Genomic DNA, 25907 nt, shown 5'->3' on the forward strand with positions numbered 1-25907 from the left:
TTGCGGGTTTGCTTGCGCTTGCCAGCGTACTCGGCGTCGGCGAAGGTCATCTGCTTCATCGGGAAACTCGGTGGGTGGGGTCGCGGTATTTTGCCAAATCAGAAAGTCTTTTTCAGAGTTTCCTTAGATCAGCTGCATACATTTACATCAGCGAGCAGGCTTGCCCTGCGCTGGGTTGCGAAGCGGCCCCACACCCAGGCACCTCGGCGTGTCAGCTGAAACCACATCGCCTGGAATGGCTATCAAAGGTGCGAGGGGGCTTGCCCCCGATAGCGGTGCATCAGCTAAAAAAACCACAGGCTGACACTCCGCCATCGGGGGCAAGCCCCCTCCCACCTTTAGATCAGCTGCATACATGTACATCAGTGAGCAGGCTTGCCCTGCGCTGGGCCGCGAAGCGGCCCCACACCCAGGCACCTCGGAGTGTCAGCTGAAACCGCATCGCCTGGAATGGCTATCAAAGGTGGGAGGGGGCTTGCCCCCGATAGCGGTGCATCAGCTAAAAAACCACAGGCTGACACTCCACCATCGGGGGCAAGCCCCCTCCCACCTTTAGATCAGCTGCATACATGTACATCAGTGAGCAGGCTTGCCCTGCGCTGGGCTGCGAAGCGGCCCCACATCCAGGCAACTCGGAGTGTCAGCTGAAACCACATCGCCTGGAATGGCTATCAAAGGTGGGAGGGGGCTTGCCCCCCCGATAGCGGTGCATCAGCTAAAAAATACACAGACTGACACTCTGCCATCCGGGGCAAGCCCCCTCCCACCTTTAGTCAGCTGCATACATTGACATCAGCGCAAGGCGCGGCGTAGGACCTTGCCCACGGTGGTCTTGGGCAGTTCGGTGGTGCGGAACTCCACGTAACGCGGCACTTTGTAGCCGGTCAGGTATTCCCGGCAGTGGGCGAGGATTTGCTCCTGGGTCAGGCTCGGATCCTTGCGCACCACGACAATCTTGACCTTCTCTCCGGTCACGCCGTCTTCCACGCCAATCGCCGCCACTTCGGCCACGCCGGGGTGCAGGGCCACCACGTCTTCGATTTCGTTGGGGTACACGTTGAAGCCCGAGACCAGGATCATGTCTTTTTTACGATCCACCAGGCGGATATAGCCGCGCTCGTCCATCACGCCGATGTCGCCGGTGGCCAGCCAGCCCTCGGCGTCCAGCACTTCGGCGGTTTCCTTGGGGCGCTTCCAGTAGCCCTGCATCACCTGTGGGCCGCGTACTTGCAGCTCACCCTGTTCGCCGATATCGGCGACTTCGCCGTCCTCGCGCATAAAACGCACCCAGGTGGAAGGCAACGGCACGCCGATGCTGCCGGTGAATTCCATCTCGCGCATGCGCGAAATATCGATGGGGCTGATGCTCACTACCGGCGAACACTCGGTCAGGCCGTAGCCTTCGATGATCGGCAGCCCGGTGACTTCCTTCCAGCGCTTGGCGACTGCGGTGTGCGTGGCCATGCCGCCGGCGATGACCATGCGCAGATCGGAGAAGTCCCGCGCGCAGAATTCCGGGTTCTCCAGCAACCCGTTGAACAGCGTGTTGACCCCGGCAATGCCGTTGAAGCGCTCCTTGCGCAGGATCATCTGCACTCGCTTCACGTCCCGTGGGTTGGCGATCAGGATATTGCGCCCGCCCAGGCACATGAACATCAGGCAGTTCACCGTCAGGGAAAAGATGTGGTACAGCGGCAGCAAGGTCACGTTGGTTTCCTGCTTGTCCTGATCCAACTGGTCCCCGACCCACGCCTTGGCCTGCAACAGGTTGGCGATGATGTTGCGATGGCTGAGCATTACGCCCTTGGCATCCCCCGTGGTGCCGCCGGTGTATTGCAGAAACGCCAGATCATCCAGTTGCATGACCACCGGCTGCGGGTAAAGCGCCCGGCCCTGTTTCAACACTTGATTGAAGCGCACCGAGCCGCGCAGGTTGAAGGCCGGAACCTGCTTTTGCACGAAGCGCAGGATGAAGTTCATCGCCGCGCCCTTGAAGGTGCCGAGCAGGTCGCCGATGGCGGCGATTACCACGCGTTTGACGCTGCTGCCTTCGATGACTTTTTCCAGGGTGTGGGCGAAGTTTTCGAAGATCACCACAGTTTCGGCGCCGCTGTCCTTGAGCAAATGTTTGAGCTCATGGGCGGTGTACAACGGGTTGACGTTGACCACCACCGCCCCCGCCAGGATGGTGCCGAGCAAACAGATCGGGTACTGCAAGCAATTGGGCATCATCAGCGCCACGCGGTCGCCGCGCTGCACGCCCTGTTCCTGCAGCCAGGCAGCGAACGCAAAGCCTTGTACCTGCCAGTCGGCGTAGGTCATTTCGGTGCCGATGCTGACGTAGGCGACACGCTCGCGGAATTTTTCCAGGTGTTCCAGGAACACCTCCCGCAGCGACGGGTAGTCCTCGATGCCGGCGTCGATATCCGCCGGAACGCCGGGCAGATAAGCGTCCAACCAGATGCGTTCGCGTTGTTCCAGGCTGATAGCGTTCATGGCAGTCTCCTTGTTGTTGTTTTTGACAGCGCTATTTTTCGACGATGGCGGTAATGCCCAGCCCGCCGGCGGCGCAGATTGAAATCAGGCCACGACCGCCGCCGCGTTCATGGATCGCCTTGGCCAGCGCCGCCAACTGCCGGCCGCCGGTAGCGGCGAACGGATGACCGCAACCGAGGGAGCCGCCGTTGACATTCATCTTGGCCCGCTCGATTGCTCCCAGCGGTGCCGCCAAGCCTAGCCGCTCGCGGCAGTAGACGGGGTCTTCCCAGGCTTTGAGCGTACACAGCACCTGGGCGGCAAACGCTTCGTGGATCTCGAAGAAATCGAAGTCGGCAAAACTCAAGCCTTCACGTTGCAACATGCGCGGCACCGCGTAGGCCGGCGCCATCAGCAAGCCTTCGCTGCCGTCGACAAAATTCACCGCCGCCGTCTCGCCGGTGCGCAGGTAGGCCAGCACCGGCCAACCGTGCTCGGCCGCCCAGGCTTCGCTGGCCAGCAGCACCACCGAGGCCCCATCGGTGAGCGGCGTGGAATTGCCGGCGGTAAGCGTGCCGCTCTGGCGGTCATAGGCGGGGGACAAGCCGGCGAGTTTTTCCAGGCTGGCGTCGGCACGCAGGTTGTTATCCCGGGCCAGACCACGATGGGGGCTGATCAGGTCGTCGAAGAAACCGCGCTGGTACGCCGCTGCCAGGCGCTGGTGACTGGTAAGGGTCAGTTCGTCCTGGGCCAGGCGTTTGATCTGCCAGCGCTTGGCCATTTCTTCGCAGTGCTCGCCCATGGACAGGCCGGTGCGCGGCTCACCGTTGCGCGGCAGCAGCGGCTTGAAGAACATCGATGGGCGCACCTTGAGCAGCGCCTTGAGCTTGTCGCCCAAGCCCTTGGCGCGGTTGGCCGCCAGCAAGGTGTGACGCAGGGACTCGTTGATGCCGATGGGTGCGTCGGAGGTGGTGTCGGCGCCCCCCGCGACACCCACTTCGATCTGGCCAAGGGCGATTTTATTGGCCACCAGCAACGCCGCTTCCAACCCCGTGCCGCAGGCTTGCTGCACGTCGTAGGCCGGGGTTTCGGGCGACAACGTGGTAGACAGCAACGACTCGCGCGCCAGGTTGAAATCCCGCGAATGCTTGATCACCGCACCGGCGGCGAACTCGCCCAGGCGCTGGCCGTGCAGGTTGTAGCGGTCTACCAGGCCCTGCAGCGCCGCCACCAGCAAATCCTGGTTGCTGTCGTGGGCGTACACGGTGTTGGAACGGGCGAACGGAATACGATTGCCGCCGATGATCGCCACGCGACGGGTCGGCGCCGGGTTAAAACTGTAGTGACTCATTGAAGGTTCTCATTGATGGACAGCAGACCGCGCAGATGGGGCTTGTCGCCCGCACCGTTGCGCACTTCGAAGGCGCGACGCGGGCCGCTGGCGGGTAAGTTCCACAGCGCAACCTGGCCGGGCAACAGGATCGGCAACTTGAATTCGCACTGCACCTCGGCGCGCTCCAGGCCACCCGGCGGTTGCTGGGCGGCGAGCGCGCGGCCCAAGGTCCACATGCCGTGGGCGATGGCGCGGCGAAAACCGAACAGTCTGGCGCCGATCACCGAGGTGTGGATCGGGTTGAAGTCCCCGGAGACTTTGGCAAACCGTCGCCCCAGGTCGGCCGGCAACAGCCACTTCTGAGTGCGTACCAAACTGTCTGAAGGCAGCGCCAGCGCTTCGTCCCAAGGCGCGCCGACCGGATCGGCCACGCCCCGGCGCAGATACAGGCTGTCGCCCTCCCACACCAGTGCGCCAGCGCTATAGGCACGGGTGGCGATGCTCAGCGCCTGGCCCTTGGGGTGCGCGACCCAGCGTGCGGCATACACTTCCAGCCGCAACGCCTGGCCTTCCTGCAAGCGCTGATGCTGCCGGATACGGTTGGCCAAGTGCACCATGCCACTGGCCGGGTACGGAAAACTGGGGCGGGTCAACAGCATCAAGTGCAAAGGAAAAGCCAGCACATGGGGATAGGTCAACGGCACGCCCTGCTCACGGCGAAAGCCGCAGGCGCGGCCATACGCGGCGATACCCTCAGCCGACAGCTCCACCGCCGGGCGCACCAGGCGCGCCTTGGGCAGCAGCGGCGCGCCGTCGAGCTTGGGTTTGCGCAGTGCGCGCACACCATCCAGCAGCAGTCGCGTGCGTGACGGCGGGGGGTCGATGATCTGCGTCAGGTCGTCCATGGCATCAGGCTCCCAACAGGCTTTGGCCGCACACGCGCACCACTTGGCCGTTAACCCCGCCCGACGCCGGATGGGCCAGCCAGGCAATGGTTTCGGCCACGTCGATCGGCTGCCCGCCCTGGGACAGCGAATTCATGCGCCGCCCCGCTTCGCGGATCATCAACGGGATGCGGGCAGTCATCTGCGTCTCGATAAAGCCCGGCGCCACGGCATTGACCGTAACCTGCTGGGTCGCCGCCCGTGGTGCCAGCCCTTGCACCAGGCCGATCACCCCGGCCTTGGAAGTGGCGTAGTTACTTTGCCCGAGGTTGCCGGCGATGCCGGAAATCGACGACACGCACACAATACGCCCGCCGGGATTCAGGCCCTGGCCGTCCAGCAACGCATCGCTCAGGCACAGCGGCGCTTGCAGGTTGACCGCCAGCACACTCTGCCACGCCGCTTCGCTCATCTTGGCGATGGTTTTATCGCGGGTGATCCCGGCGTTATGCACCACCACATCGAAGGCGCCGTACTGGCTGACATGGGCCTGCAACGATGAGGCGGCGTCGGGCGCGGTGATATCCAGCGGCAACGCCGAACCGTTCACTGAGTCGGCAGCCTGTTGCAACGCAGCCTGGGCCTGGGGCACGTCCACGCACACCACGTGCGCGCCGTCGCGAGCCAGTACTTGAGCGACCGCCAGGCCGATGCCACGGGACGCGCCGGTGACCAACGCACGGCGGCCAGCGAACGGCTTATCCCAATTGAGCGTGACGTGACCGTCCACCGGGGCTTCCACGCGCACCACCTGCCCCGACACATAGGCCGAACGGCGTGACAGAAAAAACCGCAGGCTGCTGTCCAGCGCGTCTTCAGCCCCCGGCGCTACGTACAGCAACTGCACGGTGATGGCCCGGCGCAGTTCCTTGGCCAGGGACCGCACCAGACCTTCGAGGGCGCGCTGGGCGACGGCTTGGGGCAGGTCCGCGCAGTGCTCCGGCGCCGTGCCGAGCACCACCACCCGCGCGTGCTGGCCGAGGCGTTTGGCGTTGCAGTGGAAGAACGCGTACAGCTCGTCGAGTTGTTCCAGATTGGCCACGCCGCTGGCATCGAACACCGCGCCCTGCACCTTGACCGTGGAGGGCGCCTTGAGCGTCGCTGCAGTGGCGGCCACCGTGTCGGTGGCGCTGAAGATCCGTTGCACCTGGGCCGTAAGGCGCCCTGCCCCGGCGACGATCACCGGATTGACCAGGCCCTGCTGGCCACTGCGATGGCGCTGCAGCGGCAAGGGCTGGGGCAAGCCCACCGCCTGAGCCAGGCGACGGCCCCAGGGGGAATTGACGAAGGTTAGGTAGCTGTCACTCATATCAGCAATCACTCTCAACACATTCTGACCGTGTAAACCCGATCCAATGCGGGAAGGGCTTGCTCCCGATAGCGATCTAGCCGTCACCGGCTCATTGGCTGAACCACCGCTATCGGGGGCGAGCCCCCTCCTACACTGACCGGGGTTTTCTTAGTTGACCGAGGCGTTTTCGCCCTGGGTCGTACGACGCTTGGCGACCGGTTCCAGCGCCTGCTTGCGTTGCTGCAACGCCTCCAACAATCCGAAGTCCTGAGGGAAGTCATCCACCTGGATGCCGTGATCGGCGTATTCCACGTAGCGGGCGAGCAAGGTGTCTTCGTCGTCGCTGATCAAGTCCAGGGCCCGGGCCTTGACGCGCCAGGCGGTAAACGCAGTGGTCGACACCGGCAGCGGTTCGAGCAGGCCCTGCTTGATCGCCGGCTTGAGGCGCGCTTCGATCAGCTCGACCTGGGGCAGCAAACGGAAACCCAGTTCGCCGTAGGCCAGCTTGTCGATTTCCGGGCGCGGGATGTAGGAATCGGCCAGCAAGCGATCGCGGGTGGCGCCGGGGGTCTGCACCGCATCGGCGACGTCGGCCAACAGGCGGTCCGACGGTTTGCGCAAGGGCAGACCGAACGGAAAACTCAAGGCCCGCACCACACGCGCGGCGGTTTTGGAGGGGTAATTGTCGAGCACTTCGGCCAGGGCTTCATGGGCGCGCAGCAGCGCGTCCTGGGCCGACCAATGCACCAGCGGCAGGTCCGCCTGGGGCCGGCCATCGTCCTCAAAGCGTTTAAGCACGCACGACAAGATGTACAACTGCGACAGCACATCCCCCAGGCGCCCGGTGAGGCTTTCCTTGCGTTTGAGCGCACCGCCCAGCACGCCCATGGAGATATCCGAGATCAACGCCAACACCACCGACAGCCGGTTGGCCTGGCGGTAGTAGGACGCCAGCGCCGGTTCGGTCTTGGCCGGTGCGGCAATCAGCTTGCCGCCGGTCAGTGCATGCACCGCCGCGCGTACGGTGTTGGCCAGCACAAAACTCACGTGGCCGAACATGGCGCTGTCGAAGGCCTCCAGGGCCTGGCGCCGGTCCGGGTTGCGCGCCGCTTCCATCTCGCGGAACACATAGGGATGGCAACGGATCAGGCCCTGGCCAAAGATGATCAGGCAGCGCGTCATGATGTTCGCTCCTTCCACGGTGATGGCGATGGGGCTTTGCTGATAGGCGCGGGCCAGGAAGTTATTGGGGCCCATGCAGATGCCCTTGCCGGCGACGATGTCCATGCCGTCGTTGACGATCATCCGCGCCCGCTCGGTAACGTGGTACTTGGCGATGGCCGAGATCACCGAGGGTTTCTCACCAGCATCCAGGGACGCCACCGAGACTTTGCGCACCGCGTCGCAGGCATACAAATGCCCGGCCATGCGCGCCAGCGGCGCCTGCACCCCTTCGAACTTGCCGATGGGCAGGCCGAACTGTTTACGCATGGCGGCGTAGGCCGTCGTGCCCCGTACCGCCACCTTGCCCAGGCCGACGTTGGCCGACGGCAGGGAAATCGCCCGGCCGGCGGCCAGGCATTCCATCAACATGCGCCAGCCATTGCCGACCTGCTCGCGGCCGCCGATCACCCAGTCCAGTGGGATAAATACGTCTTTGCCGGTGGTCGGGCCGTTCTGGAACACCGCATTAAGCGGCCAGTGCCGCCGGCCGCTGTTGACGCCGGGGTGGGAGGTGGGAATCAACGCACAGGTGATGCCCAGGGAGCCGGCCGCGCCGAGCAGGCCGTCCGGGTCTTCGGCGCGGAATGCCAGGCCCAGCACCGTGGCGATCGGGCCGAGGGTGATGTAGCGCTTGTCCCAGGTCACGCGAAAGCCCAACACCTCCTGCCCTTCATGCACGCCTTTGCAGACGATGCCTACATCGGGAATCGCCCCGGCATCGGAGCCGGCATAGGGGCTGGTCAGGGCGAAGCACGGGATGTCTTCGCCACGGGCCAGGCGCGGCAGGTAGTAATTGCGCTGCGCCTCGGTGCCGTAATGCAGCAGCAGTTCGGCCGGGCCCAGGGAGTTGGGCACCATCACCGAAATCGCCGCCGCCGAGCAACGGGTGGACAACTTCATCACCACTTGGGAATGGGCGTAATGGGAGAAACCTTTGCCGCCGTATTGCTTGGGAATGATCATGCCGAGAAACCCGGCGCTCTTGGTGTACTGCCAGCCTTCGGGCGACATGTCCTGCCAGACCTGGGTGGTTTCCCAATCGTTGGCGATGTCGCACAGGGTTTCCACTTCGTTATCGAGAAACGCCTGTTCCTCGGCACTCAGGCTGGCCGGAGCGGCCTGTAACAGCCGCTGCCAGTTGGGCTTGCCGCTGAATAGTTCGGCGTCCCACCACACCGTGCCGGACTCGATGGCTGCGCGCTCGGTATCAGACATGGCCGGCATGATCGTACGAAACAGGCCGAGGGCTTTACTGGTCAACAACGCGCGGCGCAAAGGCTTGATCGTCATCAGCAGCGCGGGCGCCACCACCAGCAGCGCCGCGACCGTGACGCCAACGCCGGCGACCACGGAAAACAGGTAACCGAATGCCAGCCACACCAGGCTGACCCCCAACCACTGGGCCGCCGCCGCTTGTCGATACGCCAGGGCAAGCGCCGCTACGAAACCCGCCAATAACCAGATAACCATGGGATACCTCTACTCGATTCAGGGCACGGCACCTACGCAGCTCGCTCAAACGCGACAGCGGCGTAACGCCACACTACAAACTGGGAAACACAAATTCAAATTTTGTTTTGAAATTTTTATTTAATGCTTGAGCCAAAAAAATAGCGGCTGAGCGGGCTCAGCCGGATTGTCGGAAAAAGGGTCGAACGAGGCAGCCAGATGCGCTGACTGCCCTGACCGATCAGCTTCGAATCAGAACGCGTACGTGGCCGATACACTCACTACATCACCCGACGACTCGGCTTTACCATCCAGACGCGCGCCGCCCAGGCGATCGACGTTTTGAGTCTTGAGCTTGACCTCCTGAACGAACTGGTGGGAATACGCCAAGTCCAGGCTCAAGCCTTTGACGGCTTTGACGTCGTAACCGGCGCCCAAGGACAGGAACGTACGGTCGCCGTCGGGGATCCGCGGGTCGCGCGTCGAGTTGCGGGTGGGTGTCTGGTCAAGGGCCACGCCGGCGCGCAGGGTCAATTCATCGGTCAACCGATAGTCGCCGCCCAACGAATACATCCACGTGTTCTTATAGTTGTAGGGAATGGAGACAACGGTGGTGCCCGCGGATTCGAGGGTCAGGTCCTTGAACGATGACCACTCGGTCCAGGTGACGCTTGCGCCCATGGTGAAGCGGTCACTGAACTGATGCACCCAGTCCAGGCCCGCTGTGGCGGGAATGTCCAATTGCACGCTGGCATGGGCACCGTTCGGGTACAACTCAAGCCCTGGATAGGCGGTGTTGACCAACGTACCGGTGCCGCCAAACGGGCTCGGCTGGGTCATCAGGTTATTGGAGAACTGATCGGCACGGACAGTGTACTTGCCGGTCATCTTGTTCTTGATCTTGGCGTGGTAGTTCAGGCCCAGCGTGTCGCGGTCGGTGGGTTTCCACACGATACCGGTAAACCAGCCGGTCGAAATATTGTCGACCTTCACCCGCATCAGGGCGGTGCCCACATCCGACGGGAAGTTGATGCCGCCCAGCACCGAATCGGACACGGCGGCGGCGGACAGCAGGTCGACGTTCTGACTGACGAAGCCCTTGCTGTGCTGCACGATCAACCCGCCGCCAAGGGAGAACTGATCGTTGACCTTGAAGGACAAGGAGCCTGTGAGCCCCACCGTTTCGATTTTGGTGTCCACGGCAAAGTCGCGCAGTTTGGAGTTTTCATCCCAGGTGGAACGCATGCCTTGTGGGACGACCTGGCTCAAGCCAAACGCGAACCGGTCCCCCAGGGGCATAACCATAAAGCCGGTGGGTAACCAGGCGGTAAAACCACCCTCGCCGCCGTCGTTGTTATTCTGCGTGGTCGCAGCCACGTCAGGGAAACCGTTGGCGTCCAACGGTGTGCTGGAAATCGGGTTGCCGGCGTAGTCGAAGGCATCACCCTTGTACTTGATCTTGATGCGCGCGTAGTCGACGGTGAGTTGCGCCACATTGCGGTCGACGAAGGCCATGGCGGCCGGGTTGTTATACGCCGAGCTGGGATCGTTTTTAAACAGCGAACCGCCGGCAAAGGCCCGGCCCCAGCCTGGTGCGCCATAGGTGGGTGTTGAAAAACCGCCGGCCTGAACAGGTGCGGTCATCACCACGCCGCCTATCAATGCCAGCCCCAGCAAAACCTGCATCTGTTGTTTCTTATTATTCATGCGGCACTCCTTATTATTATCGCTCTGAGCCGGCGCTGCCGGTTCGTCTTGCTGCCTGGCCCTGCTTGAACCGGCGCCCATTCAGGGCGCCGGTTTTTTTACGGGTGATCAGCCCTTCGTTCTCAGCCGACCATCAAGGCACGATGGTCAGCGCTGGGCTTGGGGTGACGCTCAGACTGACGACGGTGCAGCTGCCGCTCAGGGTCTGGTTGGCCGCCGTCAGCACCCCACCGCTGTAACCCACGGCGATGGTGGACGGGCCGCAATTGGAAGCCGGGTACAGAACCGAGGCAGCAATGGTGTAGCCGACGTTGGTCACGGAACCTGCCGACGGGCCGGTGGCGGTCAGGGTCCAAGGCAGCCCGGTGATTTTCGGCAAGGCGCAGAGCCCGCCACCGGTGACCGCTACGCCGGTGATTTTGGCAACGCCAGTGGCGTCGACATTACCGGTGAAAGTGGCACCGCAGTTAACGGTGGCCTGGAACGAAGAAGGTGATTTCACCGAAATCGTGCCTGGCGCGGTGAAGCTGGTATTGACCGGAGCGATGCTATAGGCGTTCGCCATCGACGCAGCACCCATGCAGACAGCCAAAGCAGACAACGATACGAGGGTTTTCAAGCTTTTCATTGTTTTTCCTCACATGTTATGGCGAATTCATTTCGCCAGGGGGTAATGGCCATGAACGAGAGGTCACGGTGAAACTGCAGAACTTCCCTTTCCAGCCAAATCTCAATGTAATTACCGCTATTAACCTGTGTTGCTATTCAACGACTTTGAAGTTAGGCGGCATCTTGATCGACACCGTTTTAATCTTGCAGTCTTCGCCAATCGGCACATTGGCCGCTTCCAACTTGCCGGTGGCGTTATCCCAGGTGCCGTCGGCGGTGGAAGGACCGCACTTACCGCCCAGGCCGAAAGCATGTACGTCGACACTGATTTTCGACATAGACCCACTGCGGCTGTCTTTAGCGACCAATATCCACGGCAAGTTAATCGCTTCGACCCGGCTGCACTTGAGGCCGCCGTCGAATTCGACTTTGTCGACATTGACCGATGAACCATCGGCCGCCACTTTTCCCGCCACTTTGATGGTGCAATCGGCGCTGATCAGCGCGCCCTTGGAAAAGCTGATCGGCCCCTGAGCCGTAAAGGCGCTACCCGCCGGTTCGATACGGGCAGCCTGGGCCTGGTGGTAGGCGATCAGGCCCAACGCGGCCAGTACGACATGGGCAGTGAATTTGGTATGTGCTTGCATGATGGACGTCCTTCCCTTTAATTGTTTTTGTTCGGGTCAAACACAACTTGCTGACAACTTGAGCGGTAAATCGAGGGCGACAAAACCCCCACGCTGGATATATCTGGCGCCGTTAACGCTCGCTTTAATCACATTAAAATGGGGTCGCGTTATTCCCGTATTTTTCCAGATACTTCAAACGCTGTGACGGCTGCAAATTGGTCAGGGTGATATCCCCGGCATAATGCTTGAGTACCCGATGGTCCATGCGTCGGCGCCACAAGTACGGCACATAAGCCCAGACAATCATGCTCGCATAACCGTAGGGAAGTTGCGGCGACTCATCGAAATGACGCAGCGACTGGTAACTGCGTGTGGGGTTGGCATGGTGATCGGAATGTCGCTGCAACTGGAACAGAAAGATATTGGTGACAATCCGATTGCTGTTCCAGGAGTGCCGCGGCGAGCAGCGCTCATAACGTCCGTTGGGCAACTTCTGACGTTTAAGGCCGTAGTGTTCGACATAGTTCACCACTTCCAGCAGCGAGAACCCGTAGATGCCCTGGATAATCAGGAATGGAATCACCGCGGCACCCAGCCAGGCGATCATCGCGCCCCACAGAACCACGCTGTACATCCAGGCACTGAGCACGCCGTTTTTCCAGTGCCAGGCCGGCAGGCCCAGTTTGCGCAGGCGTTCACGCTCCAGGTTCCACGCCGAGCGTGCGCTGAACCACACCGAGCGCGGCAGGAAGGCCCAGAAACTCTCGCCCAGACGCGAGCTGGCCGGGTCTTCCGGGGTGGCCACGCGGACGTGATGGCCACGGTTGTGTTCGGTGTAAAAGTGCCCGTAAAAGGTCGGCGCCAGGGTGACCTTGGCCAGGAACACTTCCAGGGGTTTGGGTTTGTGCCCCAACTCATGGGCGGTGTTGATCGCGATGCCGGTGGCGGCGCCGGTCGACATGGCCATGCCCAGGTAGGTGAACCAGCTCGGTTCGCCATGCAATTGCGTGCGGGCGGTGACGTAGGTGGCCAGTTGGGACATCCAGTTAGCCGGGTCGAGATGGGCGGTGGCCCGAATCAGCCCGCCGTCGATGATCCAGGCGATACCGCCCGCAGCGAGCCAGCCGGTGATCACCACCGAGGCGATGACGAACAGCACGCCGGTGTAGACGATCCAGCGGTAATAGCGTTGGGATTCGAGGTGGCCGACGGCGGATTCCGGCGGGTTGCTGACATCTTCGCCGAGCAGGCCGTCGATCAGCGGGATCAGGCCGAAGATCACCAGCACCCCGACCCACCACAGTTGCTGGATACCGGTGCTGATCGCCAATGCCCCGGACAACAACGGTGTGGCCAGGGGCATGATGCCCAGCCACCACAGGTGGCGTTTACCGTCGGCCCATACGGTCGGTGCTGTAAGGGTCTGGTTCATGGCAACCTCCGGGCGACACGCGCCGACAGAGGGGCACACACCAGGTGCATGGAGCGCAGAAGGCTGCGGGAACATAAACGGGCGACAAAAGGCGTTTTTTTCATTGTTATTCGCTCTTAGGCACTTCAAAAAATTCATTTCAAAATAAATATTGAAATATTTTTTTAAATAGATAGCGCGGAATCGTTAGGTCGTCAACTACTTTGTCGAGGGCTTTTTGACGTGACTGCGCAGTCTGTTTTTCTGCTGCGCAGTCAGGTCTCTAAAACAACCTTTTGCCTCGCCCTCGCCCACGACCCACCTCACGATTATTTATTCGTCAGCGCAACGGGCGGAGGTAGAGGCGTGACGTTTTGCAGCGGCCGCGCACGCTTGGCCACCTGCTGCACCAGCTCCACCACCCGCGCCGTGGCGGTAATCGGCAACATATGGCCGCGCCCCTCCACCAGTTGCAGTTTCAGGCCCGGCACCGCGTCGGCGAGGGCCTGACCGTGCTTGCGAAAGTCCAGCACGCGGTCCTGGGCGCCGTAGATCAGGCCAATGGGCAAGGTCAGGCGCGGGTAGCGCTTGACCATCTGCGGCAGGTCATCGTTGACCAGGGCAATTTCACTGGAGGCGGCATAGAAGTTGTTCGGGCGCATGCCTAGCAAACCCCCGCCGCGGGTGGCGAAATCGTCTGGGGCGGCGTCCGGCGCGAAGACGCCCTTGACCACCGTGCGGCGGGTCAACAGGCCAATGGGCACTGTCAGCGTGTGGGCGACCCAGCGGCGCAGCCAACCGGGACGTACCGCCAGTGACCAGAACACCAGCGGCAAAGTCGGTTGGGGATGAGTCAGCGGCGCCACCAGCACCAGGCCCGCTACCGTCTCAGGATGATCCAGGGCCAGCGCCAGCGAAATCGCACCGCCCAGTGAGTGCCCCAACACCAGGGGTTTGTCCAAGCTCAGCGTCTGTATAAACCTGGCAATCTGCCGCGCCTGCCCCGGCAAGTCGGCTGCGGTGCCTGCCTGGCGCGTGGAATAACCCGAGCCCGGACGATCAAGGGTGATCACCCGAAAGTGCTCGCGCAACTGTGCGGACAAGGCGTAGGTCAGGTTGCGACTGCTGCCCATCAGCCCGTGAATCATCACCAGCGGCGGGCCTTTGCCCTCGTCCCTATAGTGGAAGCGTTCGCCGTCGACCTCGACAACACACCCGTCGCGCGGCACCGCCGCTTCAATGCGCCGCGTCATCCAGGCGCTAAAGCCCCAGGCCAGCACACACGCCCCCACACCCGCAGCCACCACCCATTCCATCGTCATGCGCTCGGTCCTCTGCATTCCCTGCCGCCGCGCACCCCACCGGAATTGGTCGGGCCTTGGCCACCGTCCACACCCTGGACCCGAACCTCATGCACAGCGTGCGCGTCCGTCGGACAAATCGCACATTTGAGACAAGGACCTAGCGTAGGCGATATTTTCAGGTAGATTATTTAAAATCTTTTTTAAAATAATTAATTAAATTTTCCTTTGCAATGGCGTTCTCTCCACACGACAAAACAAAAACAGGAGCACCTGCGATGCCCACCAAGGACAGCCTATGAATGCCCACAGTGACTCGATCGACATCGCCATCATCGGCTCAGGCTTTGCCGGCCTGTGCATGGCCATCAAACTCAAGGAAGCCGGGGTTCGCGACTTCTTCGTCGCCGAACAGGCCGACAGCCTCGGCGGCACCTGGCGCGACAACCACTACCCCGGTTGTGCCTGCGATGTGCAGTCCCATGTTTATTCGTTTTCGTTTGCGCCCAACCCGAACTGGACGCGGCAGTTCGCGCCGCAGGCGGAAATCCGCGCTTATCTGGAGCAGTGCGCCGCCCGTTTCGACCTGGCGCCTTACCTGCGCTTCGGCATGGGGCTGACCCGTGCGGTATTCGACGAAGCACAGCAACGCTGGCAATTGAGTTTCAGCAATGGTCGCCAGGTGAGCGCACGGGTGTTGGTATCCGGGATGGGCGGCCTGTCGCGTCCGGCGCTGCCGGATATTCCGGGCCTGGACAGCTTCAAGGGCAAGCGCTTCCACTCCCAGCAGTGGGACCATGAATACGCGTTGAAAGGCAAGCGCGTGGCCGTGATCGGCACCGGCGCCAGTGCGATTCAATTCGTGCCGCAGATCGCTGCGCAGGTGGCCCACCTCGACCTGTTCCAACGCACCCCACCGTGGATCATGCCCAAGCCCGACCGCGCGATCTCGCCGTTCGAACGCTGGCTGTTCAAGCACCTGCCCTTCACCCAGCGCCTGGTGCGCAGCGCGTTTTACTGGGCGTTGGAAGGTCGCGTGGTGGGCTTTGCGCTGCACCCGCGACTGATGAAGACGGTGCAACGCATCGCCCTGCGCCATCTGCATAAACAAGTGGCGCGCCCTTCCCTGCGCAAAACCCTCACCCCGAACTACACCATCGGCTGCAAGCGCGTGCTGATCTCCAACGACTATTACCCGGCGTTGTCGCGCAGCAATGTGGCGGTGGTGACCGAGGCCGTGCAGCGCATCGAGCCGGACGGGGTGATCACCGCCGACGGCATCAAGCACCCGGCCGATTGCTTGATCTTCGGCACCGGTTTCCAAGCCAGCGACCCCCTGCCCCGTGGCTGCATCATTGGCCGCGACGGCGTGGACCTGATGGACACCTGGCGCGACGGCGCCCATGCCTATAAAGGCACCACGGTGCCGGGCTACCCGAATCTGTTCCTGATCATCGGGCCCAACACCGGGTTGGGGCACAACTCGATGATCCTGATGATCGAGGCCCAAGTGGCCTACATCCTCGACGCGCTCAAGCAGATGCAACGCCAGCGCATTGCCACGGTGGAGGTCAAACCGTCGGTGGAGCAGGCCTATAACGCCCACCTGCAGGACAAACTCAAGCGCACCATCTGGAACACCGGCGGTTGTCAGAGCTGGTACCTGGACCCGCGCACCGGCAAGAACACCACGCTGTGGCCTGGCTCGACCTGGCGCTTCAAGCAGGTCACCCGCCAGTTCGCGCTCAAGGACTATGTAGCGGGCGTAGCGACGGCCAACGCCACGCCGCGCGCAGTCGCGGTGGCCCACGCCAATATCGAAGGGAGCCTGTCATGAAGTCATTCAACGGTCGCGTGGCGGCCATTACCGGCGCCGCTTCCGGCATGGGGCGCGCCTTGGCCCTGGCCTTGGCTCGCGAAGGTTGCCACCTGGCGCTGGCGGATAAAAACGCTCAAGGCTTGGAGCACACCCAGGAATTGATCAAGACCTCCACCCTGTCGCCAGTGCGGGTTACCACCCAGGTGCTTGATGTGGCCGACCGCCAGGCCGTGGAGGACTGGGCCGCGCGCTGCGTGGACGAACATGGCCAGGTCAATCTGGTGTTCAACAATGCTGGCGTGGCGCTGTCGAGCACCGTGGAAGGCGTGGACTACGCGGACCTGGAGTGGATCGTCGGCATCAATTTCTGGGGCGTGGTCCACGGCACCAAGGCGTTCCTGCCGCACCTCAAGGCCAGCGGCGAGGGGCATGTGATCAACACCTCCAGCGTGTTCGGGCTGTTTGCCCAACCCGGCATGAGTGGCTACAACGCCACCAAGTTCGCCGTGCGCGGTTTTACCGAGGCGCTGCGCCAGGAACTCGATCTGCAACGCTGCGGCGTGTCGGCCACCTGTGTCCACCCCGGCGGCATCCGCACCGATATCTGTCGCAGTAGCCGCATCGACGCAAATATGACCGGCTTTCTGATCCACAGCGAGCAACAGGCCCGCGCCGACTTCGAAAAACTGTTTATCACTGATGCCGACCAGGCCGCCAAAGTGATCCTGCACGGCGTGCGCAAAAACAAGCGTCGCGTGTTGATCGGCCGCGACGCCTACGCCCTCGACCTGCTCGCCCGCTGCCTGCCGGCGGCCTATCAGGCGCTGGTGGTGTTCGCCAGCAAGCGCATGGCCCCCAAGCCGCGCACGCCGGTTTTCGAAACCAATGACGAGTCCCGTCTCTGAACAGGAGCACAGCCCATGCTACCCATCCGTCGCGATGTCCGTTTTGCCCTACCCGCCGAGCGCATCAAGGACTGGCACGCGCAAGGCCCGTTCGTTACGCACTTCTTCAACGCCCTGTCGCTGCTGTTTCCCCAGGGTGAGCTGTTTTTTATGGACAGCGTGCGCCACTACCGTCAGCGCATCGACGACCCGCTGCTGAAAAAGGAAATCCAGGGCTTTATCGGCCAGGAAGCCATGCACAGCCGCGAACATGTGGCCTATAACGATCTACTGCAAGCGGCGGGCCTGCCGGCGCACACCCTCGACCGGCGCTTGAAATTCATCCTCGACTGGCAGAAAAAACACCTGCCGCCGGCTTTCAACCTGGCCGTGACCATCGCACTGGAGCACTACACCGCCATGCTGGCCGAGATCCTGCTCAGCGACCCGTCGCGCTTCGGCCCCTCACTTAAGGGCTACCAACAAATGTGGTACTGGCACGCCCTGGAAGAAACCGAGCACAAAGCGGTGGCGTTTGACGTGTGGAATACGGTGATCAAGCCTGGGCCCGCGCGCTACCTGCTGCGCACCGGGACCATGTTGACCACCACGCTGTTGTTCTGGCTGGTGGTATTGGATTTTCACGTGCGCCTGCTGGTGGCCGATCGCAAGGCAGGAGGCTTTTTCAAAGGCTTCTGGCGCATGCTCAAGTTTCTGTACGGCCCCAAAGGCGTATTCCCGCGCATGCTGGTGCCGTGGCTGCATTACTTCAAACCGGGCTTTCACCCATGGGATCACGACAACCGCGCGCATCTGGCCGGTATCGACGCGTTGGTCGAGGATATCGAACAGACCCGACGCCGCTACGAATCCGCCTAGGTCTGCGCCAGCGCCGCACGCTCGCGCACAAAGCCCTGCAATTGATCGCCCGGCAGCGCCTTGCTGAAATACCAGCCCTGGATAAACAGCTCGCTGCCGGTGTTCAGGAAGGCCAGTTGCTCGGCGGTCTCGACGCCTTCGACCACCACGCCCAGGTTCAGCGCTTCACAGAACCGCAGCATGCCCGTCAGGACCTGGACGCCCTTGGGGTCGTGCTGGGCGACTACGAAACTGCGGTCGATCTTGATGAAGTCCACTGGAAACTGGTGCAGATAACTAAGGGCCGAAAACCCGGTGCCAAAATCATCGATATACACCTTGGCGCCAATCGCCTGGAGTTTCTGAATGGTCTGGCGGGTGGCCTGGATATCGCTGACCAGGGCGTCTTCGGTGATTTCCACGGAAACCAACCCGTGAGCCTGGGCCAGAATGCCGACCAGGCGTTCGCCGTAGGCGGCATCGGTCAAGGTCGCACTGGAGATATTGATAGTCATGGGCAGCGTGAATCCGAGCTTTTGCCACTGCTGGTATTGGCGCACGGCTTGGGACGCTACCCACATATCCACGTCCGGCATCAACTGCGCCTGAGCCAGCCACTGCAGAAATTCCCAGGGCGAATGCACCGTGCCCTGGCCATCGCGGGCACGCATCAAGGCTTCGCAACCGGTGCACAGGCCGGTGCGCGTCGAGACTTGGGGTTGGAATTCCAGATAAAAATCATAGTCGCTGATCTGCTGGATGCGACTCAGCTCATTGGCCTGGCGTGCCAGGGTCTTGTGGGAGGCCAGCACCGGGTCGAGCTCACGCAGCCGGCCTTTTTCTTCCAGGCCACGGAAGGTCATGTCCAGAGACTTGAGGTACACCGTGCCACCTTCACTGGCCTGGCGATGGATTGCCCGAACATACGGCGTGTAAACCAACGTACCCAGGCCCAGCAACGCCACCTGCAACCCGACCGCCGCCAGGTCGCCATGGGTGCTCAGATAAGCATTGAGCAGCACCGGCGAGGTGAACGGCACGCTGGCCACCGCCGGTGACACCCAGCCCATATGCACCACCCCCAGAGCCAGCATCGCGTTCGAGGCAGGTACTAACAGAAAGGGGATGAACAGCCGCGGGTTGAGGATGATCGGCAAGCCGAACAACAGTACCTCGCTGACGTTGAACAGCGACAACGGCAAACTCGCTACCGCCACCAGGCGCATGGACTGACTCTTGGAAAACAGCAGAATCGCCAGCAATAGGCACAACGCACTGCCAGAGCCACCGATAAAGGCAAAACTGCCGAGCAGACCGCTGTTCAAGAGGTACTTGATCGGCTCGCCGGCCGCCAGTGCCGTGCCGTTGAGCACCACGGCCTGATCCAGCACATCGAACAGCGGCTGCATGGCGTACACGCCGTGAATCCCGAAGAACCACAGCAGCGAGTTCATCAACGTCACAAACAAGCCGCTGCCGTAAGGCGACTGCAGCGCATCCAGCACCTGCGGCCCCTGCAACTGCGCCACATAAGGCACCTGTAGCAGCAGAGACAGCACTATCACCAGAACCAGGGCGGTGATGGCGCCGGGCACCACCATATTGATGGTGCCGCGCAGGTTATGCCCTACCAGGTCCTCATTGACCAGACGGGTCCAACGATAACGGTGCAGCCAGGCCACTGCCGGCACGTTCAATAGCGGCGAGGCGATGGCGATAAACAACACAAAGGTCGCCGAGGCTCGGGGGAAGTCACGCAGGATGAATGTCGCCACCACTACATGGGCCAGGCACAGAAAGGCAACCGGCAACTGCGGTAGGCGATGCTGGATCGCCAACATGTAGCCAATGGACGCCGCCACCAGCAACGGGATGACCGAGCTGATCTGGTTATGCAGCCCAGCGAGGAACGCCACCACCGAGGGCTCAAACCCCAGTACCCGTGCCAACTCGGACAGAATCAAGAAACCGGCCGACACCAGCAGGCAGGGCAGAATCCACAACAACCCTTCGCGGATCGCCCGTAATGACTCAGTGCTGGCCAATGCGGCCAGGCGCTGGGTGAAGAAAAGTTTGGAGAGCGTTTGCACCATGACCCATCCCTCTGCCCATCGCATACGCCCTTTAAGGCAGGGCCCCGGAAACACGGGCTAACGCTACACGTCCTGGCATCGGGAGCGAAAGAGATTTGAAGGCTGGGCCTGCAATTTTATTGGCTGGCTGTCGCAGCATCGGTAAGTTTTCGCTGACGATTTATTGAACTTTCGGACAGGCAAAATTCCTAATCTTTCTTGAACGGGTACTATTGCCGGCTTTTGAGGCGTTATGGGCAGCCCGGTGAGGTCTCAGGCTGAGGTGCCCGTTCAGGGAACAGCGCCTGAGTGGTATCAGGTACCAAGGAGGTAAGCTCGAAATGCAACATAAGTTGTCGAATGCGATGCGCCCACTGCTGCTTAACGCAGCGTTGTGGTTAAGCGGTGTAGCGCTGCTGTTTTTGATCAAGGATGTGATCGAAGAGGTTTCGGGCCCCATTGGCGGAACCTGGATTGACCTGACGCTGGTACTGACAGCTTACTTGCTGTTCTTTATTCTCGATCCACTGCAGTCCAGGGTGAACCGACACTTGCGCAAACGCGCCCGGCGCAGAAAGGCGCATCTGGAGGCGGGCTCCCGTGCTTGAATCCGGCCCCGGCGACAATCACCGCTTAGCCCTCGAACGCTTTCAGGCAGCGCACCCGACGTTGGTCGCCGAGCTGGACGGGTTGAATCCACTGGCCGCCCGGGCCAGAGGCGAAACCCTGGCCGAATACCGCGCCGAACGTTTGCACGAGGCCTTCGAAGCCGAAGCCGAGCGCCTGGGCCTGTTTGCCTGGGAGCTGACGCTCAAGCTCACCAGTGACTCTCCTGAAGCGTTCGAAGCCCAGCGCCTGGAGGTGCACAAGGAAGTGGCGCAGATGGCGGGCATGAGTTGGGCCGATTACTGCCAGTTGCACGACCTGCCCGGTTAAAGCCGTCACTACACGAACCAGCACCGTCTGACGCCGGCCATGGCCTCGCGCAGCTGTGCCACCGTGACCTTTCGCTGCTCCGGCGTCCAATGCAAGGCCGAGCGCAACGCCGGCCAACACCGCCTGGGTAAGCCGCGCGGTCGGGGCAGCGGCTGGTCGGGCTGACGTGGCGCCGAGCGGCGGCCCTGGGCGAGTTCATAGACGACACACGCCGCGCCGTACAGGTCAGCCAAGGCCGACAGTTCCCCACCCGCCATCAGCTCCGGTGCCGCGTACGCAGGCGTCCAGGCATTCAGACGGCTACGGCTCAAACCAGGCAACCCCGCCGCTTCCTGTGCCTGGCCCAGGCCGAAATCGAACAGACGCAACCCCTCGTCGCCCAACAGGATATTCGCCGGTTTTACATCGCCATGCAGAACGCCCTGCCGGTGGGCGTAGCTCAAGGCATCTAACAACTGCAGCGCCAGAGGCTGCAGTTCGCTCCACGGCAAACCCTCCGGACACTCCAACAGCAGGCGATCGAGGGTCACTCCCTGCAACAGCTCCATGGTGAAGAACGCCACTTCACGGACGGTGTCGACGTCGAAGGCGAACATCCGCACGACATGCTCATGTCGCAGGCTGCGGGTCAGGGCGAATTCGCTGTACAGCAACACATGCCCATCCGGGGACTGGGCCAATGGCTCGCCCAGCAGTTTCAGGGCGACCCAGGCGTTGGCGTCGCCGAACGCCTCATGCAGCAGGTCGCGAGCCCGATAGACCACGCCCATGCCGCCGCAACCCAGTACGCGCTCAAGCTGATAACGCCCTGCCAGCACATCAGTCGGCCCCACCCCGGCGGTCATGGCTGAACCACCACGGCCGTCAAGTCATCCGCTGCCGGCCCACGCAGCACCTCGGTGAACAGCCTATCCACCACCTGACCGGGTGCGCCCCTACTCAGCGCGCGTCCCAAGGCGTCAAGACCGAGGCCCTGATACAAACCATCGCTGCAAAGCAAAAACACATCGCCAGGACGAGTACACAGCTCCAACACCTCCAGCATCAGCGGTTGCCGCCCGCCCAGCGCACGGGTCAGAGACCTCGCTGCCGGGTGGGACTGCGCCTGTTGCCGGGTCAAGCGTTGCGTATCCATCAGTTGCTGCTGCAAGGAATGGTCTCGCGATAGCTGATACAAGCGCTGCCCGCGCCACAGGTAGCAACGGCTGTCCCCTGCCCAGATGCAGGCCGCCCGATTGCCCTCCAGCAACAACGCCACAACCGTGCTGCCCATGATTGCGTACGGCGCGCTTGCATTGAGGGGCAACGCTCGGCCCAGCCGACTGTCCAGTATCCGCAGACAATGCCGCACGGCCTTGAGCCGCTGGTCGAAATTGCTCTGGCGCGGCAGCGCGGCAAGGCTGCTGATCACCCACTGGCTGGCCACATCACCGGCGCGATGCCCGCCCATCCCATCGGCCACGGCCCAGCAACCGTGTTGCGGGCAATCGAGAAATGCATCCTCATTGCGCGCGCGGGTCCTGCCTCGTTCGGTGCGCCCGGCGCTGCGGCACGGGTCGCGCAGTTGGTTCACAGCTGCTCCGGCAGACGGAAAGTGCGCCATGCCGCCATCTGGAACGGGCCCGGGTGGCGTGCGCTGCTGAGCAGGAAGTTGGCGCGCAGCCCCGCAAGATCGGCCTTGAGTACCTGGGCATTGCGACCATTGGCGGGCTCGCTTTGCATCAGATCCAAGAAGCGGAAGAACGACCAGGGCCCGCTGTTTTTCTCGATACCGAACGGCCGCTGGGCGCCACGCTCCAGCACCAGACTGCTGCGGCCGTTGTCTGCCTCTTCAGGCCAATGGAACGTCGTCGGCACGATCGGACCGTGGCGGTACTCCAGTTGCTTATCGCCGATACGCAGGACCGCGCGACTAACCGTCGGGTCCAGGCTGCAGGGTGCCAGTGTGAAACGAACGGCCCATTCGCCCTGCTCCTCACTGAAAAAACCCAGGCGAATCAGTTGAGCTTTGGCCAGTTGCTCCAGGGACGAGCGCGAAATCGGCAGGCTGCGGCCATCCAAGCCGCGCAGCCGGAAGCGGCTGCCTTCGGTGCTTACAAAAGGCTTCAGGTAGGTCTCGTAAAAACGCGCCATGGCGCCCCTTGGCTTGAAGAACTCCTGAAAATCCCCCAGCGCGACCTCGCCCGCGGCTTGCGCATTGAAGGGGTATCGACGCTGGATAGCCTTGGCGTAGAAGCCATAGACCTCACTCTGATAGCGCTGATTGACGTGCACATACGCATCGTCGAGCAGCAATCGCCAACTGTCGTCAGCGATAGCTTCGAGCCAGCCTTTGAGGGGCAGCGGCAGGCGCGCCGCTCTGTCGCGCAGTTGGCCTAACAGCGGCTGCTGTCCCTCCATGCGCTGCTTGACCAACTTGAACGCCGCCTGCTCCGTCGCCCCTTCGCGGTTCAGGGCGACCAATTGCAAGTGCCACTCGTGGAGCAGCCGCAAGGCCTGCAACCATTCGCCGTCGGGGTTGCGCTCGGCATCCAGCAACTGGTGCAAGGGCTCGAAGCGACGCAGCAACGCACGGCGAGCGGAGTCCGGCACCGCCTGCGTCTGGAGGCCGCTAAGCAACCCTGCGGCCGCCTCGCTCTGAGTCGAGATACCGCGCTCGATGGCCTGCTGTACGCCACCAAGGCGCTCATGAGCCGTCGGAAAACGCGTGTGCTCATGCACCTGCTGCAACAAACGCACCAGCGGTGATTGCATCGAGGAGAGGCCCGCGAGTGTATCGACATGCTCTCGGAGGGTTTCGCTCGGTTCCAGACGGACGCGGCTCAAGGCACGGCTCCAAGTATCGGCGTACTCGCTGAAATAGCGTTGTTCCAGCTCCTGCATCAACTGCCGCATATCCATCGGACTAAGATCGCCGCCTTCACCTAGTACCCAGTTGTCCTGGACAATCCCATTAACCAGACGCTGGCCCTGCTTTTCAAAGTGCTGCACGTACTGTTGGGTAAAGAACCCCGGAATGAGGGGCTCGCCCACCGTCACCCCTGCCCCCTCCACCAAGCGATAGGGTTCCAGATTGCGGGCCTGATCACGCAATACCCGATAGATCACACCCGCCAGCGACTCTCCGCGCAGGGCCTGGCGAGCCGCTGCCACCCGTTCGGCATTCAACGGCGATTCAAAAGATAGCCTAAGCAAATATGAGAAATGCGCGTTCAACCTGTTCTGCGCCGAGCTATCCCCGCCATATAGCGCAGCCCACTGAGCCGCCACGCGCTCGGCCAGCCAGGTCGCGTCCCGACGCTCGGGCAAATTGAGCATCAGGTAGGCCCGCAGGTTGTCCATCAACTTTTCGCGGTCGTTCAGCGTGGCCTGCACCTGCGCTTCAAGCAACGCCGCGACCTCGGGCAATAATTGTTGGCGCAGCGCGTCCTCATAAGCCGTCACCAACACCGGGCGACTGATCTCGCCCTGATACAGCCCGGCCCGTTCGATCTGGCGCGCATCCGTCACCGCAGGAAACACCTGGGTGGCAGCCAGCCGGCTGTCCAGCAGTGGCAGCAACGCCAGAGTGGCGTCCAAACCTGGTGTCGCCGGAGGTTGAGGCGCGATCAGCTGCGCCAGTTGCATCAGGCGCTGATGATTGACCGAATAACTGTGCGTCCACAATGCCCCACTGCCGACCACCACCCCTGATGCCGCCAATATCAGCAAGCCCTGACGAAGATGGAGGCGACGACGCTCCGAGGTCTGCAACCCCGCAAGGCCGGCCTCGGCAAAAATCACCTGTTTGAACAAGCCTTGAACAAAATGGCCGCGCCTGTCAGCGGTTTCCGCACTCGTCAGATAGAACCCGCGCAGTCCAAAGATACGTTGGAAGCGATGAGCCGAGAACCCGGACTCCACGAACAGGCACAACCGCTCGGCGATTCGCGCGGCCTGCCGAGGAAAATCAAGCATGACGCCGCGCCGCTCGGCACTGCGCTCCTGGTGCAATCGCGGGATCAGCTCCGTGCCCAGACGCTTGAGCAAGGCTTCAAAGGCATCGCGTACCTGGGCCATCTCGGTACCGGTTTTACTGGCGGGCAAACGCTCTCCCAATACCGCTTGGGCGCTGTCCCCCTGAGGCGTATCGAAGAATTCGGCAAACCCCGGCAAGCGGTCAGCCTGGGTCAACACCAGATAAATCGGCACATCCATATGCAGCGTCTGGTGGATGTCCTGCAAGCGCGCATGCACATGACGGGCATGCAGATCCAAGTCGTGTTCGTTGCCGCCGAGCAAGGTGTCCACCGCCAGCGTCACCACCACGCCATTGAGCGGACGTGCCCGGCGCCGCGATTTGAGCAAGCCCAGCAACGTCGCCCAGCCTGCTTCGTCCACTTCACCATCGGGCTGCGTCAGATAGCGCCCGGCGCTTTCGACGATCACGGCCTCATCGGCCAGGAACCAATCAAAGTAGGCGGTCGTGCCTGAGGGTGTGTCGCTCCGGTCCAGCGGAAACCGCACGCCGCCGGCGGCCAACAACTGGCTTTTGCCACTGCCCTGTTCGCCGATCAGAAGGTACCAGGGCAAGTCATTGCGCCAACGTTCGCCATGCTCCCCATAACAGCGTGAGGTTTTCAGGGTCTGCAACGCCTCCTTGAAACGCCCGCGCACCTGCCGCCGCTCTTGGTCGATCAACACCTGACGTTGATGTCGCGCCTGGTGGTCCGGCCTGTCGAGCCATGCCGCGCGCCGCCCTCCCACTACCACCATCGCCAGGCCCCACAGCAGAAACAGCACGCTGATGCTCAGCAGACGTGCCGTGGCCCCTTGCCAGAATCGATAATCGTCCACCGCCAACAACGGCCCGAAACACCACACCAGCGCCGCCAGGCATAACACCAGCAGCAGGCTCCAGACCCAACTCTTGCGCAGCACTCTGCCCACGCCCGTGAAGAATGCGTTCATTGATTGCTCCCAGCG

At 62.2% G+C, this 25907-nt stretch carries 19 protein-coding genes; 5 read left to right on the top strand and 14 right to left on the bottom strand.

Annotated elements, in window-relative coordinates:
- Window positions 1–792 precede the first annotated feature (792 nt).
- From FIV35_RS20365 to FIV35_RS20410, 10 genes are all read right to left on the bottom strand, one after another.
- Window positions 793–2496, bottom strand: a complete 1704-nt coding sequence (locus FIV35_RS20365; RefSeq protein WP_034138367.1) for an AMP-binding protein — start codon at window positions 2494–2496, stop codon at window positions 793–795.
- 31 nt (window positions 2497–2527) lie between these two features.
- Complete coding sequence (locus FIV35_RS20370; RefSeq protein ID WP_034138368.1) at window positions 2528–3826, bottom strand: acetyl-CoA C-acetyltransferase; 1299 nt, start codon at window positions 3824–3826, stop codon at window positions 2528–2530.
- Window positions 3823–4713, bottom strand: coding sequence for a MaoC/PaaZ C-terminal domain-containing protein (locus tag FIV35_RS20375; protein ID WP_034138369.1), 891 nt, complete (start codon window positions 4711–4713; stop codon window positions 3823–3825). The genes FIV35_RS20370 and FIV35_RS20375 overlap by 4 nt, the downstream gene beginning before the upstream one ends.
- 4 nt (window positions 4714–4717) lie before the next feature.
- A complete protein-coding gene (locus tag FIV35_RS20380) occupies window positions 4718–6061 on the bottom strand; it encodes a 3-oxoacyl-ACP reductase (protein WP_034138370.1) in 1344 nt (447 codons plus the stop codon).
- Between the two features lie 150 nt (window positions 6062–6211).
- Window positions 6212–8737 (bottom strand): acyl-CoA dehydrogenase, encoded by a 2526-nt coding sequence (locus FIV35_RS20385; RefSeq protein WP_034138371.1) that lies wholly within the window; start codon window positions 8735–8737, stop codon window positions 6212–6214.
- 231 nt (window positions 8738–8968) lie between these two features.
- Window positions 8969–10423, bottom strand: coding sequence for an outer membrane protein transport protein (locus FIV35_RS20390; RefSeq protein WP_034138372.1), 1455 nt, complete (start codon window positions 10421–10423; stop codon window positions 8969–8971).
- Between the two features lie 133 nt (window positions 10424–10556).
- The gene (gene praB, locus FIV35_RS20395; RefSeq protein WP_034138373.1) at window positions 10557–11051 is read right to left on the bottom strand and encodes an alkane oxidation protein activator PraB; all 495 of its coding nucleotides are present in this window, start codon (window positions 11049–11051) and stop codon (window positions 10557–10559) included.
- A 133-nt stretch (window positions 11052–11184) separates the two neighbouring features.
- Window positions 11185–11679, bottom strand: coding sequence for an alkane oxidation protein activator PraA (gene praA / locus FIV35_RS20400; RefSeq protein ID WP_034138374.1), 495 nt, complete (start codon window positions 11677–11679; stop codon window positions 11185–11187).
- A gap of 133 nt (window positions 11680–11812) precedes the next feature.
- Window positions 11813–13093, bottom strand: a complete 1281-nt coding sequence (locus tag FIV35_RS20405) for an alkane 1-monooxygenase (protein WP_034113922.1) — start codon at window positions 13091–13093, stop codon at window positions 11813–11815.
- Between the two features lie 308 nt (window positions 13094–13401).
- Window positions 13402–14394: an alpha/beta fold hydrolase gene (locus FIV35_RS20410; protein ID WP_034138375.1), complete on the bottom strand. Its 993-nt coding sequence runs from the start codon at window positions 14392–14394 to the stop codon at window positions 13402–13404.
- Between the two features lie 277 nt (window positions 14395–14671).
- Between FIV35_RS20410 and FIV35_RS20415 the strand changes: the two genes are divergently transcribed.
- The 3 genes from FIV35_RS20415 to FIV35_RS20425 are packed head-to-tail and all read left to right on the top strand — an operon-like array spanning window position 14672 to window position 17955.
- Window positions 14672–16210: a flavin-containing monooxygenase gene (locus tag FIV35_RS20415; RefSeq protein WP_034138376.1), complete on the top strand. Its 1539-nt coding sequence runs from the start codon at window positions 14672–14674 to the stop codon at window positions 16208–16210.
- Window positions 16207–17097, top strand: a complete 891-nt coding sequence (locus tag FIV35_RS20420) for an SDR family NAD(P)-dependent oxidoreductase (RefSeq protein ID WP_034113925.1) — start codon at window positions 16207–16209, stop codon at window positions 17095–17097. Before FIV35_RS20415 ends, FIV35_RS20420 begins: the two co-directional genes overlap by 4 nt.
- Window positions 17098–17112: 15 nt before the next feature.
- The gene (locus FIV35_RS20425) at window positions 17113–17955 is read left to right on the top strand and encodes a metal-dependent hydrolase (RefSeq protein WP_034138377.1); all 843 of its coding nucleotides are present in this window, start codon (window positions 17113–17115) and stop codon (window positions 17953–17955) included.
- On the opposite strand, the gene FIV35_RS20430 is transcribed toward FIV35_RS20425, so the two are convergent.
- Window positions 17952–20027 (bottom strand): PTS sugar transporter subunit IIC/EAL domain-containing protein, encoded by a 2076-nt coding sequence (locus FIV35_RS20430; protein ID WP_034138378.1) that lies wholly within the window; start codon window positions 20025–20027, stop codon window positions 17952–17954. The two genes, FIV35_RS20425 and FIV35_RS20430, sit on opposite strands and share 4 nt — an antisense overlap.
- Before the next feature lie 320 nt (window positions 20028–20347).
- Here FIV35_RS20430 and FIV35_RS20435 point away from each other — a divergent pair, with 320 nt between their 5' ends.
- Window positions 20348–20614 carry a hypothetical protein gene (locus tag FIV35_RS20435; protein WP_034138379.1) on the top strand — a complete coding sequence of 89 codons (267 nt, stop codon included), beginning with the start codon at window positions 20348–20350 and terminating at the stop codon, window positions 20612–20614.
- Window positions 20607–20942 carry a DUF6388 family protein gene (locus FIV35_RS20440; RefSeq protein ID WP_034138380.1) on the top strand — a complete coding sequence of 112 codons (336 nt, stop codon included), beginning with the start codon at window positions 20607–20609 and terminating at the stop codon, window positions 20940–20942. Before FIV35_RS20435 ends, FIV35_RS20440 begins: the two co-directional genes overlap by 8 nt.
- An 8-nt stretch (window positions 20943–20950) precedes the next feature.
- Here the strand turns inward: FIV35_RS20440 and FIV35_RS20445 are convergent, their stop codons facing one another.
- Genes FIV35_RS20445 through tssM form a run of 3 tightly spaced genes read right to left on the bottom strand, consistent with a single transcriptional unit; the run spans window position 20951 to window position 25892 of the window.
- Window positions 20951–21787: a serine/threonine-protein kinase gene (locus FIV35_RS20445; protein WP_034138381.1), complete on the bottom strand. Its 837-nt coding sequence runs from the start codon at window positions 21785–21787 to the stop codon at window positions 20951–20953.
- Window positions 21784–22515, bottom strand: a complete 732-nt coding sequence (locus tag FIV35_RS20450; RefSeq protein ID WP_249040637.1) for a PP2C family protein-serine/threonine phosphatase — start codon at window positions 22513–22515, stop codon at window positions 21784–21786. The genes FIV35_RS20445 and FIV35_RS20450 overlap by 4 nt, the downstream gene beginning before the upstream one ends.
- On the bottom strand, window positions 22512–25892 hold the full coding sequence (tssM, locus tag FIV35_RS20455; RefSeq protein ID WP_083377864.1) for a type VI secretion system membrane subunit TssM: 3381 nt from the start codon (window positions 25890–25892) through the stop codon (window positions 22512–22514). Before tssM ends, FIV35_RS20450 begins: the two co-directional genes overlap by 4 nt.
- Between the last annotated feature and the right edge of the window lie 15 nt (window positions 25893–25907).

The organism is Pseudomonas rhodesiae (assembly GCF_007858255.1).
GTDB lineage: Bacteria > Pseudomonadota > Gammaproteobacteria > Pseudomonadales > Pseudomonadaceae > Aquipseudomonas > Aquipseudomonas rhodesiae.

What these genes read in the sequence shown, in the direction of transcription:
- FIV35_RS20365 (WP_034138367.1), bottom strand. Translation starts at nt 2,496, where the DNA reads ATGAACGCTATCAGCCTGGAACAACGCGAACGCATCTGGTTGGACGCT.
- FIV35_RS20370 (WP_034138368.1), bottom strand. Translation starts at nt 3,826, where the DNA reads ATGAGTCACTACAGTTTTAACCCGGCGCCGACCCGTCGCGTGGCGATC.
- FIV35_RS20375 (WP_034138369.1), bottom strand. Translation starts at nt 4,713, where the DNA reads ATGGACGACCTGACGCAGATCATCGACCCCCCGCCGTCACGCACGCGA.
- FIV35_RS20380 (WP_034138370.1), bottom strand. Translation starts at nt 6,061, where the DNA reads ATGAGTGACAGCTACCTAACCTTCGTCAATTCCCCCTGGGGCCGTCGC.
- FIV35_RS20385 (WP_034138371.1), bottom strand. Translation starts at nt 8,737, where the DNA reads ATGGTTATCTGGTTATTGGCGGGTTTCGTAGCGGCGCTTGCCCTGGCG.
- FIV35_RS20390 (WP_034138372.1), bottom strand. Translation starts at nt 10,423, where the DNA reads ATGAATAATAAGAAACAACAGATGCAGGTTTTGCTGGGGCTGGCATTG.
- praB (WP_034138373.1), bottom strand. Translation starts at nt 11,051, where the DNA reads ATGAAAAGCTTGAAAACCCTCGTATCGTTGTCTGCTTTGGCTGTCTGC.
- praA (WP_034138374.1), bottom strand. Translation starts at nt 11,679, where the DNA reads ATGCAAGCACATACCAAATTCACTGCCCATGTCGTACTGGCCGCGTTG.
- FIV35_RS20405 (WP_034113922.1), bottom strand. Translation starts at nt 13,093, where the DNA reads ATGAACCAGACCCTTACAGCACCGACCGTATGGGCCGACGGTAAACGC.
- FIV35_RS20410 (WP_034138375.1), bottom strand. Translation starts at nt 14,394, where the DNA reads ATGACGATGGAATGGGTGGTGGCTGCGGGTGTGGGGGCGTGTGTGCTG.
- FIV35_RS20415 (WP_034138376.1), top strand. Translation starts at nt 14,672, where the DNA reads ATGAATGCCCACAGTGACTCGATCGACATCGCCATCATCGGCTCAGGC.
- FIV35_RS20420 (WP_034113925.1), top strand. Translation starts at nt 16,207, where the DNA reads ATGAAGTCATTCAACGGTCGCGTGGCGGCCATTACCGGCGCCGCTTCC.
- FIV35_RS20425 (WP_034138377.1), top strand. Translation starts at nt 17,113, where the DNA reads ATGCTACCCATCCGTCGCGATGTCCGTTTTGCCCTACCCGCCGAGCGC.
- FIV35_RS20430 (WP_034138378.1), bottom strand. Translation starts at nt 20,027, where the DNA reads ATGGTGCAAACGCTCTCCAAACTTTTCTTCACCCAGCGCCTGGCCGCA.
- FIV35_RS20435 (WP_034138379.1), top strand. Translation starts at nt 20,348, where the DNA reads ATGCAACATAAGTTGTCGAATGCGATGCGCCCACTGCTGCTTAACGCA.
- FIV35_RS20445 (WP_034138381.1), bottom strand. Translation starts at nt 21,787, where the DNA reads ATGACCGCCGGGGTGGGGCCGACTGATGTGCTGGCAGGGCGTTATCAG.
- tssM (WP_083377864.1), bottom strand. Translation starts at nt 25,892, where the DNA reads ATGAACGCATTCTTCACGGGCGTGGGCAGAGTGCTGCGCAAGAGTTGG.